The 16,153-nt window shown below is 38.1% G+C and carries 11 protein-coding genes and 1 pseudogene; 10 read left to right on the forward strand and 2 right to left on the reverse strand.

Features of this window, described 5'->3' with window-relative positions; genetic code table 11:
- Positions 1 to 150 precede the first annotated feature (150 nt).
- Both nifD and AC2JBO_RS17115 read right to left on the reverse strand, forming a co-directional pair.
- A complete protein-coding gene (gene nifD / locus AC2JBO_RS17110) occupies positions 151 to 1,638 on the reverse strand; it encodes a nitrogenase molybdenum-iron protein alpha chain (RefSeq protein ID WP_496954855.1) in 1,488 nt (495 codons plus the stop codon).
- 134 nt (positions 1,639 to 1,772) lie between these two features.
- Positions 1,773 to 2,255, reverse strand: a pseudogene (locus AC2JBO_RS17115) (NifH family ATP-binding protein); the annotation flags it as partial.
- Positions 2,256 to 2,963: 708 nt separating this feature from the next.
- Between AC2JBO_RS17115 and AC2JBO_RS17120 the strand changes: the two are divergent.
- From AC2JBO_RS17120 to AC2JBO_RS17165, 10 genes are all read left to right on the forward strand, one after another.
- Positions 2,964 to 3,122 carry a hypothetical protein gene (locus tag AC2JBO_RS17120; protein WP_496954856.1) on the forward strand — a complete coding sequence of 53 codons (159 nt, stop codon included), beginning with the start codon at positions 2,964 to 2,966 and terminating at the stop codon, positions 3,120 to 3,122.
- Between the two features lie 284 nt (positions 3,123 to 3,406).
- Positions 3,407 to 3,772 (forward strand): DNA adenine methylase, encoded by a 366-nt coding sequence (locus tag AC2JBO_RS17125; protein WP_496954857.1) that lies wholly within the window; start codon positions 3,407 to 3,409, stop codon positions 3,770 to 3,772.
- A 73-nt stretch (positions 3,773 to 3,845) separates the two neighbouring features.
- Positions 3,846 to 3,995: a hypothetical protein gene (locus AC2JBO_RS17130; RefSeq protein ID WP_496954858.1), complete on the forward strand. Its 150-nt coding sequence runs from the start codon at positions 3,846 to 3,848 to the stop codon at positions 3,993 to 3,995.
- A complete protein-coding gene (locus tag AC2JBO_RS17135; protein ID WP_496954859.1) occupies positions 3,985 to 4,575 on the forward strand; it encodes a vWA domain-containing protein in 591 nt (196 codons plus the stop codon). Before AC2JBO_RS17130 ends, AC2JBO_RS17135 begins: the two co-directional genes overlap by 11 nt.
- A complete protein-coding gene (locus tag AC2JBO_RS17140) occupies positions 4,575 to 5,294 on the forward strand; it encodes a PP2C family serine/threonine-protein phosphatase (RefSeq protein WP_496954860.1) in 720 nt (239 codons plus the stop codon). The genes AC2JBO_RS17135 and AC2JBO_RS17140 overlap by 1 nt, the downstream gene beginning before the upstream one ends.
- 26 nt (positions 5,295 to 5,320) lie before the next feature.
- Entirely contained in the window at positions 5,321 to 6,697 is a 1,377-nt protein-coding gene (locus AC2JBO_RS17145) for a protein kinase domain-containing protein (protein WP_496954861.1), read from the forward strand.
- On the forward strand, positions 6,694 to 10,011 hold the full coding sequence (locus AC2JBO_RS17150; protein WP_496954862.1) for a DEAD/DEAH box helicase: 3,318 nt from the start codon (positions 6,694 to 6,696) through the stop codon (positions 10,009 to 10,011). Before AC2JBO_RS17145 ends, AC2JBO_RS17150 begins: the two co-directional genes overlap by 4 nt.
- A gap of 25 nt (positions 10,012 to 10,036) precedes the next feature.
- Positions 10,037 to 11,578 carry a hypothetical protein gene (locus AC2JBO_RS17155; protein WP_496954863.1) on the forward strand — a complete coding sequence of 514 codons (1,542 nt, stop codon included), beginning with the start codon at positions 10,037 to 10,039 and terminating at the stop codon, positions 11,576 to 11,578.
- Between the two features lie 39 nt (positions 11,579 to 11,617).
- The gene (locus AC2JBO_RS17160) at positions 11,618 to 13,825 is read left to right on the forward strand and encodes an McrB family protein (RefSeq protein ID WP_496954864.1); all 2,208 of its coding nucleotides are present in this window, start codon (positions 11,618 to 11,620) and stop codon (positions 13,823 to 13,825) included.
- 2 nt (positions 13,826 to 13,827) lie between these two features.
- Positions 13,828 to 15,996, forward strand: coding sequence for a hypothetical protein (locus AC2JBO_RS17165; RefSeq protein ID WP_496954865.1), 2,169 nt, complete (start codon positions 13,828 to 13,830; stop codon positions 15,994 to 15,996).
- The last annotated feature ends 157 nt before the right edge of the window (positions 15,997 to 16,153 follow it).

Genomic DNA, 16,153 nt, shown 5'->3' on the forward strand with positions numbered 1-16,153 from the left:
GTTAAGAGTTAAGAGTTATGAGTGATACGGAGTTAGGAGGAGTTAGGAGTTAGAGATAAGAAATTAGCTGTTAACTCTTAACTCCTCACTCCCGCTCTTAACTCTCAACCCTTCCCTAGGGTTAAAACCCCAGGCAACTCTAACTATTAATTAAGCAGCTTTTGCAGTGGCTTCAGCTTTTTTCCAAGGAGTGTGAATTAATCCCCAGGTTGGGCTGTTGAGTGCTAAGTCCATGTCGCGCGCGAAGATTGCGAAACCGTCGTAACCGTGATAAGGACCGGAGTAATCCCAGGAGTGCATTTGGCGGAAGGGTAGTCCCATTTTTTGGAAAACATACTTCTCTTTAATACCAGAAGCAATCAAATCAGGTTTCTTAGCTTTCACAAACTCCTCGAACTCATATGCGGTAACATCATCATAAATGATGGTCGCATTGTCGATATAGCTAGTAGTACGTTTGTAGTCATCGCTGTGTGCGAATTCGTAACCTGTACCAATAACCTTGATCCCGATGTCTTCAAATGCAGGGACAACGTGACGAGGACGTAAACCACCGACATAAAGCATTACGGTGTTGCCTTCGAGACGAGGGCGATACTTCTGAAGAACCGCGTCCATGATAGGCTGATACTTAGCGATAACTTTCTCAGCATTTGCTTGGATTTTGTCATCAAACTTAGCAGCAATTTCACGAAGCGATGCAGCAATCTTAGTGGGACCGAAGAAGTTAAATTCCATCCAAGGCAAGCCATAGGTTTCTTCCAAACTACGGCAGATGTAATTCATCGAGCGGTAGCAGTGGATTAAAACTAACTTAGCAGCAGGTCCTTGGATAAGTTCGTTAATCGTTCCATCGCCAGACCACTGGGCCACAACACGCAATCCCATTTCTTCGAGTAACATGCGGCTTGCCCAAGCGTCACCCCCGATGTTATAATCCCCGATTAATGCAACGTCGTAAGGACCTGGTTCAAAGTCGAGTGTGTTTTCTTTCTTAGCTTTGTCGAAGTGAGGGAATACCCAGTCACGGATAGCGTCGTTAGCAATGTGGTGTCCTAAAGATTGCGAAACACCACGGAAACCTTCACAGCGAAGTGGAATTACGGGTTTACCGATTTCTTTCGAGGTCTTCTTCGCTACAGCTTCGATGTCATCCCCAATTAAACCGATAGGACATTCAGATTGAATCGAAATACCTTTGTTGAGGGGGAAGAGTTCGTCGATTTCGTGGATGATTTTGATGAGTTTTTTGTCACCACCAAATACGATATCACGTTCTTGGAAGTCGGAGGTAAAGTGCATAGTACCAAAGCTATTGATACCAGTTTGACCTACATAGTAGTTACGACGACCAGACCATGACCAGTAACCGCAACCTACAGGACCGTGGCTAATGTGGACCATGTCTTTGATTGGTCCCCATACCACCCCTTTGGAACCTGCGTAAGCACATCCACGCGCGGTCATTACACCAGGAACAGACTTAATGTTAGACTTAACGCCGCAATCAGACTTGCCTTCTTCGTGAACGTTGAGGTGTTTCGCGCGTTTTTTCTTAGATTTCTCAGGGTAAGCTTCGAGAACTTCCTCAATAAGCTTCTGATGTTCTTCTACAATATTCTTGTCAGGAGGTGTCATATCTTGCCTCAGTTACTATTTAACAGTTAGATGTGGAGATAAGTGCGTCTTTGGTGAGAGGGGAAAAGGGGAAGGGGAAAGGATTGTATGTTCCTTAAATCTTCCCTACCTCCTTTTCTTTCCTACACTGTCAATTATTTGGTTGCTTCAGCAGGCTTACCGATGATTTCTGCGTGCTTGGTATCGTCATCAAGAATACCGTATTCAATCAACAGCGCTTCGAGGTCGTCCATTTCCATAGGTGTAGGAATGGTAAGTTTGTCGTTGTTGATAATCTTCGTAGCTAACGCGCGGTATTCTTGAGATTGGTTGCTGTCTGGTGCGTACTCGTTAACAGTCATACGACGCAATTCAGCGTGTTGAACGATATTGTCGCGAGGTACGAAGTGAATCATTTGGGTGTTGAGACGTTCAGCTAAGTTTTCAATCAATTCAGCTTCACGGTCAACTTTACGGCTGTTACAAATCAAACCACCTAAACGTACACCACCGGAGTGAGCATATTTCAAAATACCACGAGCAATGTTGTTAGCAGCATACATCGCCATCATTTCACCAGAGGTAACGATGTAGATTTCTTGTGCTTTGCCTTCACGAATAGGCATAGCGAAACCACCGCCTTTCGCTAATTACCACCAAAAAACCATAAGACGCTTAGTCGCTACATTTGTTGACAATATTGGGGTGCCACTTACAGATGTATCTTTTTTCTTTCTCTGTCACCTCTGCGCCTCTGTGGTAATAATCTGGATTAGTATGCTTTAAAATTGGATAATAAAACTAGCTAAATGTGACATTTGTAACTGACTCTAATTCTATAACTATCCCGCCTCAATTCAACAGAAGATTTCAAACTAAACAAACTTCTTTCTTATGGTTTTCAAGCTACCCATAGCTGGCAGTTCGACAAAAACCATAGTGTCGTCTATGGTTTTGATTATCGAAATGTCAATGTTAATAGTAGTGCAATCAGATATTACCTTTATAACGATAAAATTACTGAAATTTCAACTGTAAGTTCCTGTAAACCTTGATTTGAAAGGAAAATTATTGATTTTAATTAAAATTTAGCACGCTATGTACGAAAGAACCATTTTTTCTTCGTTTTATCCTGATACATCTCTAGTAGCTACGAATACGTATATGGTAGATGCACCCTGATAACAACGGCGCCTTTCATTCTTTATGATTGGCGCCTTTTTATATTTACTCTCAAAAACTTATAATAGGTAATAATCTAAAAATTGATTAATATATCAGTTACTTACGAACAGAAATTTCTCAGTAACGAACTAATCTAAAAATAATTAGCTCGATACAGAACAATGATAATTTCTAAAAAAGTAGCAGATATACTGTTGACAGCAGCAGAAAGGTACTTAGCTTCTTTGCCAGAAGAAGAACGAAATCAAATTTTGAGTCGTGCGTTAGAGAACAGCAAGCAACGTGCTACTAAACAAACTGTTTCCTCAACAACTTCATAAAAAGTGAACACGCAAATTATATTAGTTCTATCCTGATGCATCTCTAGTAACTACGAATACCTATATGGTAGATGCACCCTGATAACGACGGCGCCTTTCATTATTTATGATTGGCGCCTTTTTATTTGCTATAAAAGTCATAGATTACAGTCCTAAAAACAATTGGATAAATACAGAACGTGCGTTGCAGCTTATATTATTGTGCGATAGTATTTAGAATGTGCTTAAATTAATTCATAGGGGTAAAAGTATGGGTAAAAACAAGCTAATAGCTTTTGGGTGGTATGGTGGTAAATTTAGTCACGAAGAAAAGGTTGTTACCTCTTTTACCTGAAGCTGTGCATTATTGTGAACCATTTAGCGGTTCCGCAGCAATTTTACTCAATCGTAAGCTGGCGCCAGTAGAAACATATAATGATATCGATGGCGAGGTTGTAAATTTTTTTCGTGTACTGCGCTCCGGTAAAGAAAGGTTAATAGAGGCAATTGGCTTAACTCCGTTCTCGCGCGAAGAATTTGAAGTTGCGATTTCTCGACTCACTCCCGATATATCTAACTTTGAACGGGCAAGGCGATTTTTTATTCGGGCAAGGCAGGTAAGAACAGGTTTAGCACAAACAGCTAGCTCTGGGTTCCGGGGCACATTGTAAATTAACCGAAGCGCGCTCTCATTGGCAGGCGCCGTTTCTCGGTGGTTAGGAAGCGTGGAAGACTTACCAGAAATTGAGAGCGCGACTTTTACGAGTACAAATAGAAAACGATGCAGCGATTAAAGTAATTCAACGTTACGATAGTGAAGATACATTATTTTATTGTGACCCTCCTTATCCTCATGATTCAAGAGGAGACAGTCAGTGGGAGCATGAGCGTTGAAGGCAAAATTGAAACTTTAAACCGAGCAATCTCTGACATGATTACTTCTTTTTCAGAAGAGGAAGATGTCCGTGCAGAAATTTATGTTGCAGTAATTACTTTTGGTAAAGAAGGTGCAAAATTTCATCAGCCTTTACAAGCAGCATCTCAAATTCAGTGGACTAGTATGCAAGCAGCAGGTCAAACCCCGATGGCAGCAGCTTTTGAATTAGCTACCAAAAAGCTAGAGGATAAAAACCAAATTGAAAGCCGAGACTATCACCCCACTATCGTCTTAGTTTCCGATGGACAACCTACCGATGATTGGAAACAACCGCTACGGCAATTACTGAATTCGCCGCGAGCATCCAAAGCTTTGCGTTTATCAATTGCAATTGGTGCCGATGCCGACTATGAAGTACTTAAGGAATTTTTACAAGGTCAACAACAGGATGTTCCTGTATTTCATGCAGATGAAGCTTCTCAAATTCGGCAGTTTTTCCGTTGGGTGACAGTAACTGTCGGAAGTCGTACCAGAAGCGTGAATCCAGCTATTATTTCAATCCCAGACTTTGGTAATGTTGAAGACATAATATTCTAATGGCAAAATTCCAAAATCAGGTACAGTACTTTGGTGCTTCTGTAAGAGGACCGCTTCACCAACGTGATGGGCACCTCAATGAAGATGCTTGGGAAGGTATGCACGGCAGTTTTGGTACTGCCATTATAGTCAGTGATGGTATGGGTTCAAAGCCAAACGCTCGAAATGGTTCGCGTATGGCTTGTCGAACAGTCAAGGAAGCTTTACGTCATTGGGCAAAAGCTTCGGAGGCACCACTAGTAATACTACTGCGGTTGATACATATACTGTGGGGACTACGGGTACTGCCGGCTAGTGAAGAAGATAGCGCAGCTACATGTCTATTTGCAACAGTGCTTCGGAATGGTCGGCTAGTTGTAGCCAAGTTAGGTGATGGAATTGCAGCTATTCGAGAAAATAATGGCAAGGTTACTATACTTGGTGATGAGCGTATCGGGTTTTGTAATCAAACTACAGCTTTGGGTATAGCACAGTCAACTAAAGAATGGGTATTTATTACTAGACCTAGTTTTCCTCCTGGTGCTGCTATATTGCTAGCAACTGATGGGATAGCAGATGATTTAATCGGTGAACGGGTAGGAGATTTTATTAAATGTCTTACTGAAGAGCTTGGTGTTATGGAACCAGCAGCCCGTCGGAGAAAGCTTTCCTTTGAGTTGCGAAATTGGCCTACACCTAACCACCTAGATGATAAGACTTTGGCAGTTCTTTGGCGTTAAACACATAATTTAGCGGGTGCAATTCAATGACAAAAATAAAACTAGTAGTCGATGAAAATAGTAATGTATACGCACTAGAGAAAGAGCTAGGTCGTGGAGGGCAGGGCGCTGTTTTTTCCGTAAAAAATGCTAATTTAGCAGTTAAAGTTATTTTTAACACTTCTCTTGCACGTCGCACTATTTTAAAACAGCAATTAACATCCGTGCGAATGTTATATGATATAGAGAAGCTTCCTATCGCACGTCCTTTAGAAATTCTCAAACCCCCACATCTTGGTTATGTAATGGAACTTTTGACTGATATGGTTCCCATTAGTAAGCTAATCGATATTCCTAAAAATACAAACTGTTTAGTAGAATGGTATTTACAAGGTGGGGGACTACGGCGCCGTTTATTATTACTAGCACATTTTGCAGAGACTTTAGCTCAATTACACGGGAAAGGACTGGTTTATACTGATCCTTCACCAAATAACCTATTTATTTCTTCTGATATTAATAATAATGACATTATCAGGTTAATTGATGCTGATAACCTTCATTATGAAAGTTCTTCATCTTCTATCAATTTCTATACCCCAGAATTTGGTGCGCCAGAATTAATTGTAGGAAAGTCTGGAGCAAATACATTAACAGATGCTCATGCTTTTGCAGTCATTGCATTTCAAACTTTATCCCTCGTACATCCATTAATGGGAGATATGGTTAGCGATGGGGAACCGGAAGTGGAAATACAAGCTTTAGAAGGACATTTACCTTGGATTGATGACCCTGTAGATAATAGCAATTCTACTAGCCACGGCTTTCCTAGAGATATTGTCCTTTCTCCAAAATTAAAACAGCTGTGTCAAACTAGCTTTGCAGTTGGTCTTAAAGAACCACAAAAAAGACCTGGTGTTGAAAAGTGGGCAGAAAAATTGTATGCTGCTGCAGATTTTACTATTACTTGTCCAAAATGCAATAGTACTTACTATGCAAATCAAAAGCATTGTTCTTGGTGTGGGCATACCCGACCTACTTTTGTTCAAGTTAGAATCCAACGTTGGGAACCTATACAAAAATGTATTGAAAAACAGTCGCCTTTACAGTCTCTCGCTTTAAACTCTTCTGAGGCTCTCATTTTAACAAATAGGATTATTAGCGGTTTAACTGGTATGAACAGGCATAATCCCGCTATTGAAATTATTTTGGAAGGGCACGACATCAAACTTCGTAGCCTAAACAATCAATGTTTTTGGCTAACATATCAAGGAAGCCAAAGAGTAGAAAGAGAGGTACGTGATAAATGGATTACTTTTCCCGTTAAATCAGATAGATACGGTTATTGGCTTTTACACTTTGGTAATCTTGATTTTTCTCATCGCGTTGTTACCTTTAATATCATTCAAGGAGAAAATGTATGAGAGTTAGCGACATTCAGGTCGGACGAGTTTATACTGTAGAGATTGAACAAGGAAGCCGCACTTCTTTTGATGGTCGAGATAGCTTATCTGTTAATAACGAAGTTTTTTTATATTTATCTGAAGCTACTGGTGAAATTCTTCTGCGTCATAATGCAGAAGATGTTTGGGAAGTAAGAGGAACTGACAAAAAAAATAAGAGTATTTTACAAGATATTATTGAGCGAAATCTACCATGTTTATGTTGGGTTGCTTCTGTAATTCCTAAAAAGTCACCTAACATATTAATATTACAAATACATGAGTTCCCCCAAACACTTTTATTATCTGGCAATTTACAAATTGGTGTAGACGAAAGAATTATCGAGGATATTCGCGAAAAACATATTCGTAATAATGCATCTACCAACAAAGTGATTGAATGGCTGACAGGAAAATTTTTACTGCCTGCTAGTAAAGACGGTAATCCTAGACGAGCGCTACTTCAAGTAGGGAAAAATCTTCAAAACTGTTTAGAAAAAACATTTAGTTTATATAGTAAAGAAATAACTATTAATATTTCCCGTAACTCTGAGCAGAAGTTAGTTATAGACAGAATATACAAAACACGGCAAACTCAAGAATATAATGAACAGCGTCCTATTATACTTGTTGAAGCAAATATTTCTTTCTGCGATATTTCTTTGGCTGGAACTATACGCCAAAGTACCCGTAGCGAATTAGATTTAATAGTAGAAAAATCTGAGAGTTACTTGGCGCTTTGGCAAGAATATAATCGCTTAGAAATCGAAAGCATCGTTAATAAAGCTCAACAATTTGGATATGCAAGCTATAGCAGTCATCATATGTTACCAAATGGAAACTATAGATTTAGTTTATTTCCAGATGAAAATCTTACGGAAAGGCTAAGAATACTTGCAGAGGCAAAAGAATTTTCACTTGAAGCAAGCGAGCAACAAACAAGCTTTAGTTCTCACGAAACCAAAAAAAGTAAAATTAAATCATTTTTTGGACAAATTGAAAATGTGGATATATATAACAATACACTTGATATAATTCCAGCAAATCCAGATGATGATTTATTGCCTCCATTACAAGGTTATTTATATATTTCATTACAGGGAGATATTATACGTGTTAAACGGCGCAAAAACGCTGAACAATTGATTAGACAAGCCATTTGTCCAATGCCACAGTTAGGGTTAATTTTGGAGAATCAGCGTGTTCCTGTACGTCGTACTCACTCACATAAAGCTCTTTCATCTGACACCAAAAAAGTTTTTAATGGTTCTCCCACCCCTCGTCAAGAAGAAGCTTTAAAGGTTGCAATCAATACTCCAGATATCGCTCTAATTCAGGGACCACCAGGAACTGGAAAAACTAAAGTAATTACAGCCTTACAAGCCAGATTAGCAGAAATTAGCGAAGATTCGGGTAATAGCGTATCTCATCGCTTGCTATTGACAAGTTATCAACATGATGCTGTGGAAAATGCTGCTGAAAGGTCTATTGTTTTTGGGCTTCCAGCAGTTAGGATAGGCGGAAAGACAAAAAACAATCAAGAATTAGATAATGTAGACCGTTGGCGCCGCGAACGTATAGAAGCTTTAGATGCAAAGCTTGCTAACTTTCCAGAATTACCGGAAAGTGCTGCTTTGCGTCAAGTACGGAATCTTGTAGAAAGTTATATGTTAGCGCCTGGGAATCCTCAGCAAACAAAAATACTAATTAATCAAATATTTGAACTTACTCAAGGTAAAATCAAAGCTCAATTGAGTGACAAATTGTTGGAATACGCTCTTCTGGCAGCTAGGGGGCAAAACCTTGCTTATTCTGAAAATTCTGAAGAACGAGAGTTAGTACTAAAAGCGGTAAAGTCAATCAGAACTGAAGCTTTAACATTTTCTGATGACGGTGCGCGTGCAGCAATGAAAGCTCTTAAACGTTTAGAACCATTACAAGTTTTAGAAAATTCCGAACGTCAGCTGTTGCAAAATGCAAGTGAGTGGATCGAAGAAGAGGCGCCTCCATTTTTACAAGAATTAGCAGTACTACGCCAAAATTTACTTGAAAAACTAATTCCTCAAGATATTGCGATCATTACTCCCGTTGCTAACCCAGAAATTGAGATTTTACTAAATGATGTTAGAGAGGCAATGTACGAGCGCGTTCGCCAATCAAAAGAAGGTGTAGAGGCAGTGTTATCTGAGTACTTAGAGGACTTAAAAACTGACCCCGAAGGTGTTAGAGAAATGGTGCGTGACTATACAGTAGTACTTGCAGCCACCTGTCAGCAATCTTCGGGTAAACAAATGCAGCTAGCAACAGGGGATGATGATACAGTGTTTGAGACAGTAATAGTAGATGAAGCTGCAAGAGCAAATCCGTTGGACTTGTTTATTCCTATGTCTAAAGCGGAAAAGCGCATTATTCTTGTAGGAGACCACCGTCAGCTACCTCATATTCTCGAAGAGGATATCGAACGTCAACTAGGTAAATCTACAGAAACTACTAAAAATGCATTGAAAAAAAGTCTCTTTGAACGTTTATTTATCCAAATGAAAGAGTTAGAAAAACTCGATGGGATTAAACGCACAGTAACTTTAGATACTCAGTATCGAATGCATCCGATTTTAGGCGATTTTGTCAGCAAAACTTTTTATGAATATCACGGTGAGCCACCTATTCGCGCAGGTAGAACAGAAGATGAATTTTCTCACAATTTACCTCGTTACGAAAACGTTATTGCAGCTTGGATAAATGTTCCATTAAGTGCTGGTAGAGAAACTAAAGGACGAAGTAAATCTCGTCCCATAGAAGCAAAAAGAATTGCCCAAGAATTGAAAAGGTTAATCGACCACAATAGACAACTTACATTTGGTATCATTGCTTTTTATTCAGCACAGGTTACAGAAATTTGGAAAGCACTTTGTGATGTTGAGATAGTTGAGTTAACAGATGATGGAAGTTATCAAATTGCTTCATCTTATCGAGAAACGAGAAACCACGAGGGTAAAATTGTAGAGAGGTTGAGAGTTGGAACAGTAGATGCTTTTCAAGGCAAAGAATTTGATGTAGTTTTTCTATCAATGACTCGTAGTAATGAAATTAATCCAACTAGTGAAGAATTATATTCTCAAAAGTACGGATTTTTAATGTTAGAAAATCGTCTTTGTGTTGCAATGAGTCGTCAACAGCGTCTTTTAATTACGGTTGGAGATTTAGAGATGGTTAAAGTTGAAGCTGCTCCTCAAGCAGTTAGAGAATTAGTAGATTTTTATAAACTTTGTCAACAACCATATGGAAAAATTCTTTAATCTTTATATTTAAACTAGTAGTAGTATGAATTTTACTAAAGAAACGCCAATACTTTATTATAAGCCTCGTTCTTCAAATCGCTGGAGCCAGCGAGAATATCTTTTATTACCTGCTTTGTGTTATCGAGTAGTGGCGCCAAAGGTTTCTTCTCGAAAAGTTAACATATTAGAGAAAGCTGTTTTGGGAATGTGTCGGGTTGGAGCATTCACAGTACCTGAAATTAGTGAAAAATTAGATATTGGTGCTGATTTAGCAGCACTGATAATTAAACAGCTAACAGACCAAAGTTTTATTGATAGTAGAGGACTGCTAACAAAGCGCGGATTAGATATTTTAGAAAGAGAAACTTTAGCAACTGAGGATATGATAGCGGGGTTTATTTTTCAAGACCCTTGGACTAGCGAATTATTACCGCGTTTTATCGAGCGTCAAGAATATATAGATGTAAAATTTAATCAGCATGGTTATCCAGACTTAGTATTAGGAACAGTCGGAAAGCCAGACTACAGGCGAGCTTTTATGCCCTTACCTGTAGAAAATATAATCAAAACTCAACCATCCCCACAGGAGATTTTGCAAGTTGTAAAAAAACATAGTAAAGCATTACGTTACCGTGAAAATTTAGATGATTGGGAAGATAATCAAGATACGTTGACTTTTGAACAAGTACCTTATTTAAAATGTATATCTTTTGTTGAAGAAAATCCAACACCAGTATGGCTTACTACATTTGTTTATTTAGCCGAAAATGAGTTTAGTACCACAAGTTGGAACATTTGCGACCCTTTTGGACTTGGAGACAGTCCATTGCTACGGCGTAAACTAGAAACTCAAATCAATAAAAATCCTACATTAAAAGGTTTGCAAGCGCTCATTCAAGAAATGCTTGGGCACGTAGGAGATACAAGTATAAAACTAGATGATTTAATTCAATATATTCATGAAACAGCAGAACTTGCTGTTGAGAGTAAGTTAACTTTAGACATACGCAGATGGGAAAATATATTTAATAGTTTAGTAGCTATGCAAAGAGCTTATATAGAAGCTGAGTCACTTAATAGCCTAAAATATTTAGCAGATAAACTAGATGATGTTTTAGTCAAAGCACAAAAAGCTATTGAAAGCCTTTTACTAGTGATTCGAGAAGGTCATCCAACTGACGCAAGCTGGAAGATACTTTCTCCAAATGACCGGGAGCATAATAGAAGTATTCTTAATGGACTAGCTAATAAAGTCGGTTTTCGTACCCCACTTCCAATTTCTTTACTTGATGTCAAGCTAGGAAAGATAAAATCAGCCAGCGACTATGGCGAAGGCTCTCTGCGTCCATTGCTTTTAGCTACACTGTTGGCTACTCGACATGATACTAAACACCAACTATATTTAGCGGCGGCAAGGGCGCCAGATATGTTGGAACGGTTAGATACATTGGCTAAATTGCGTGACCAAAGCAGCCATTCTAGTAGCCAAAAATTAGAGCTATCACAAGTACTGCTACAAATTTCTACAGTTTATGAGTTTGTTAGTAGTATGTTAGATATTAATTGTTCTAAACCAACGTCTTAAAATAAATATAAATCTAAGTAAATCTAATCAAATAAATATATGGCTGACAACAAAAATCAACAAGGATTTGGAACGGGAAGCTCAAATGTCCCCAAAAACAATCAAGCAGGTAAAACTAGTAATAACATATTATCAGAAATTAGTGAACTCTCTACAAAAGCCGAAGCTCGGCTTTCTGACCCAGACTTAGCTAATATTGATGCTTCAAATCCACCAGATGGGTTTAGTATACAAGAATGTTGGTACAAAGCAAAAATTTTTGATGCGGCAACTAAACGTGTTGAAGAACAATCTAAAAATTTAACAGTTATTAATGAACAAAAGCGACAGCTAGAAATTAAAAATCAGGAACTACGACAGAGCCAAGAAGAGTTACAGCATAAAGAAGCAATACTCAATTTCAGAGAAGAACAGGTTTGTCAACGCGAATCGAATGCCGAAGCCGGATTTTTGCAGCAGGGAGAAGCGCTGCTAGCTGAGATTAACACAGAACGTCAAGAAATAGAAAAATTAAAAAATCAATTAGCTGAAGAAAAAAGGCTATTACGACGTGAAAAAAAAAACATAGAAATAGAGAGGGAATTACTAGAAGAAGATCAACAGACTTTAGAGGATAAAATCAATCATAAGGCAGCATCCGAAGTAGAGAAACTCAAAGCAATAATTGAATATCAAAAAGAGCAATTAAAACAAATTAGCAATATAAGAAATCAAATTCAGTCTACTCTTATTCAACGGCAAGAAGCTGATAGAAGATTCGGACAAAAAACTCCCGAAGAAATTATTGATGAACTAGACTTACTACGGCGCCAGAAATCTGAATTAGAGCAAACAATCGCATCACGACCTAGCGAAAGTGCTGTTGCTAGATTACAAGAACTAGAGTCACAAAAAGAACAATGGGAAAACGAACGCTTTCGACTTAGTACAAAGTTACAGGAATTGGAAAGAAGCACAACTTATAATCGCATTGCAGTAACAGAACTTGAAACTGTACGCGACGAAAAAGAAGCATTAGAAGCAAGTAATAGCCGTTTAAAAGCTGCTTTACAAGAGCTAAGAGCAGATGTAAACGAAGCATTAGTGCAATCTCAAAATATAAGTCCTTTTCCCGAATGCTCACGGATGGACACTAATACAAGTCTACAAACAAATACTTCGCTTAACGAAAATAGTATTGATCTAAAGAAATTTGCAGAAGACTTACGTCATCGCATAGCATTATCTCCGTTAACTCAAGATAGCAACACGCAGAAAAGACTGTATTATTCAGCACGTGATATCAGAGCTTTTTTAGGTGGTTTAGCAATGAGTCACTTGCACATTCTCCAAGGTATCAGTGGTACAGGAAAAACAAGTTTACCCATTGCTTTTGCGCGTGCAATAGGTGGTCAATATAAATTAGTAGAAATACAAGCAGGTTGGCGTGACCGCCAAGACCTGATTGGTTACTTCAACGCATTTGAAGGCAGGTTTTATGAGTCAGATTTTCTCAAAGCTCTTTATGAAGCTCAGTGTCCTGCAAACCAAGAAAAAATTTATATTATCATCCTTGATGAAATGAATCTTTCTCGACCTGAGCAATACTTTGCAGATTTTCTTTCTAAGTTAGAACAAGACGCTCCTACAATTAGTTTGACTACAGACTTAAATAAGCCATCACCTAAATTATTTCAAAATCAGAACATACTTCCTGTCCCGCTAAATGTCTGGTTTGTTGGAACTGCAAATCAAGATGAAACAACTGTGGAATTTGCAGATAAAACTTATGACCGCGCCCATATAATGGAATTGCAGCGCAGCCATGAAAGTTTTGATACTCCACCACAGCTAGTACCAGCGCAGCCAGTTTCTCATCAAGCTTTGATGCGCGCGTTCCAACATGCACAAAAAAATCACATCAATGAAGCGTCAGAAGTTTATCAATATTTGAACACAATGCTAGCTGAATTATTAGAACGTAAATTTAAAGTCGCTTGGGGAAATCGGTTAGAACGCCAAATTAATGATTTTGTTCCCGTGATTATTGCTACTGGTGGTTCACCCGGTGAAGCTTGTGACCATATCTTAGCAAGCAAAATTTTACGAAAAATACGCGACCGCCACGATATTTTAGCCAATGATCTACGAAAACTCAGAGATGATTTAGAGCAATCTTGGTCAACACTAGACTCTCATACTCAACCCGAACAGTCACTCTTAATTATTAATACAGAAATTTGTCGATTAGAACCCAGTGAAGATTAATTATGCTATTTTATAATCGCCTTACAGAAAATACCGAATACCAACTTCCAGACCAACTTATTCTTGGTCAATGGCAAGTAATTACTAATTTAGAACAAGTGTTTCTAAACTCTTTCGCATTAAATCAAAATTCTAGAGAATATCTTTTTAACGACTCAGCTAACCATTGCTCATTACGTTCTGAAGATGGAAAAATATGCTTTGATAAACAGTTTTCTACTTGGCAACTCCCTTCAAGTATATTATCTGAAAGTTTGCGTTTTTTCGAGAACGAACTGCAAAAACTAATACTCAACTCTGCAACCTGGCTAGATTTAGTTAAATTATCTCCTTTAATACCAAACATACAGGAAAAAATTAATATTCAACCGCTTGAAGCCACAGTCAAACAAAATCTTAGTCATCTCGAAGAAATTTGTCGTCATCCTCGAAGCTATCTTAAATTGGAGACAGAACGATTAATTGTATCTCGCGCTCAACGCATCTCCCCACACGCAGCTGAGTTTCTCGCTTCTCATACAGAAGATTGGGAAAGGCGGACTTTTCGCTCGGTTATTCCCAAGAGAGTTCTTTGCATGGTAAAAGATGAATTATTGGATATTTATGAAAATAAAGTTACTGTTCGGCTAATTGATAATTTGTTAGAATACACAACACGACGCATTCAGCAGGTAGAAACACTCAAACGTCAACTTGACGAGGCTCAATACTTATCTGGAGAAAACAGCGATATCTACTGGAGAAATCAAAAGCGTATTTATAAGCTTTGGGGAAATCATTTTGATGCTGCAATTGCCACTAAAAAAGCAGAAGTAACTCTCAAAGAGTTGCATAAATTAAATTATAAATTGCGAACTCTTATCGATACAAATTTATACAAATCAATTTCTTCTAACTTTGTGCTGCCAAAGACATTACAAAGAACAAACATTTTAGTTAATGACCAACATTATCGTTATGTCGATTTGTTATGGAAAAAATGGAGCAATTACCACAATGATTTAGATAAAAATACTCGCCAGGTATTTGAAGAAAATCAAAAAGCTTTACACGGCTTTGAATCGTTTTGTCTTTTACTAATTGGGCTTGCTTTAACAGGAAATTCAGACCAAACTGATAAGGGCTTAGGTTTTCACTCAAATACGAATAAACTACCTACACGTAACGGTCAAGCAGTTCAATTCCAGGGAAGATTAGGTGAAATATCTCTAACATGGGAAAATGATGGTTCATTTCTACTACAAGCAGACAACATTAAACCTCTGCGTTTAGTTCCTATCATTGCAAGCCTTGCCAGTTCAAATAAATCTGAGACTATTACATCTGTTCTCGCTCATTTATCAGCTAACCTTATTAATAGTTCCGAAAAACAAACTATCATTCTTTATCCCAATATAGAAGAAGCCCAAAAGAAACTTCCATTGCATATTCAGCGAAAAATGAATACCCTTGGTAATGAACATCTTCACCAAGAAGTAGATATGCCAATTGTACCAGTTAGTCCACTTGATATTGTTAGTCTTGAGAGAGTAACACGCGCGGTTCAGTGGTGGCTTAACGGTCAACGTTATCAACTTTATCCCTTCACACTATCAGGCAATATTCCAGATTCTCTATTAATAAAAATAAACTGGTTGAAGAAAGATATTCAAAATAATTTACTTTATGTATTGCGTCAGCCATACCCAGAGGAAAGAAAGAGTTTCAAAATAAGTATTGAGAATTTAGTGAACCAAGCAAATGCACGTCGTTCCAAAGTAAGAGACGAAATTAGCGAACTTCAAAAAATTGCTAATTTGCCTGAGCAAACAGATAGTATTATTCAACCATTAAAAGTATGCCCAGTTTGCAACGCGGACGGAAGTTTTCAACCGTTGGATAACCAAAGTTTCAAGTGTGAATGCAGTGAATGTAGAAGTATTTGGGGAACAAGAACTTGTGGACATTGTAGTATTAAATATCCATATATACAACTGATATCAGTTGAAAGTAAGAATCGTCAACCAGGATGGGTAGAACGCACTTTAGGTAGAGATGTGCTTGCTGTTCCTTGTTGCCAATATAATGGCGATGAAAGCTTTATTTGCCCAAACTGCGGTAAATGTGGTCAAACTCAATCTAGTCAACAAACGAATCCGACATGTGTCCGATGTCAAAGCAAAACTCAATAACAACAAATACATGACTTAACAATAATACAGTTATTTTCAGTTCAATGTCTTGGCTATATTTTGAAGTTAGATTTTAACTGAACTTGTGCATCTTATACCAATTTAATATGAAGTCGCATATAATAGACTTATAAGCTTAATTTACCATAAGTACCTA

Source organism: Calothrix sp. CBUCES-K 9914 (genome assembly GCF_059640475.1).

Bases quoted from the DNA above. Each gene is read 5' to 3' on its own strand.
- AC2JBO_RS17120 (WP_496954856.1), top strand. From the start codon at position 2,964: ATGATAATTTCTAAAAAAGTAGCAGATATACTGTTGACAGCAGCAGAA.
- AC2JBO_RS17135 (WP_496954859.1), top strand. From the start codon at position 3,985: ATGAGCGTTGAAGGCAAAATTGAAACTTTAAACCGAGCAATCTCTGAC.
- AC2JBO_RS17125 (WP_496954857.1), top strand. From the start codon at position 3,407: ATGGTGGTAAATTTAGTCACGAAGAAAAGGTTGTTACCTCTTTTACCT.
- AC2JBO_RS17140 (WP_496954860.1), top strand. From the start codon at position 4,575: ATGGCAAAATTCCAAAATCAGGTACAGTACTTTGGTGCTTCTGTAAGA.
- AC2JBO_RS17160 (WP_496954864.1), top strand. From the start codon at position 11,618: ATGGCTGACAACAAAAATCAACAAGGATTTGGAACGGGAAGCTCAAAT.
- AC2JBO_RS17165 (WP_496954865.1), top strand. From the start codon at position 13,828: ATGCTATTTTATAATCGCCTTACAGAAAATACCGAATACCAACTTCCA.
- AC2JBO_RS17150 (WP_496954862.1), top strand. From the start codon at position 6,694: ATGAGAGTTAGCGACATTCAGGTCGGACGAGTTTATACTGTAGAGATT.
- AC2JBO_RS17145 (WP_496954861.1), top strand. From the start codon at position 5,321: ATGACAAAAATAAAACTAGTAGTCGATGAAAATAGTAATGTATACGCA.
- nifD (WP_496954855.1), bottom strand. From the start codon at position 1,638: ATGACACCTCCTGACAAGAATATTGTAGAAGAACATCAGAAGCTTATT.
- AC2JBO_RS17155 (WP_496954863.1), top strand. From the start codon at position 10,037: ATGAATTTTACTAAAGAAACGCCAATACTTTATTATAAGCCTCGTTCT.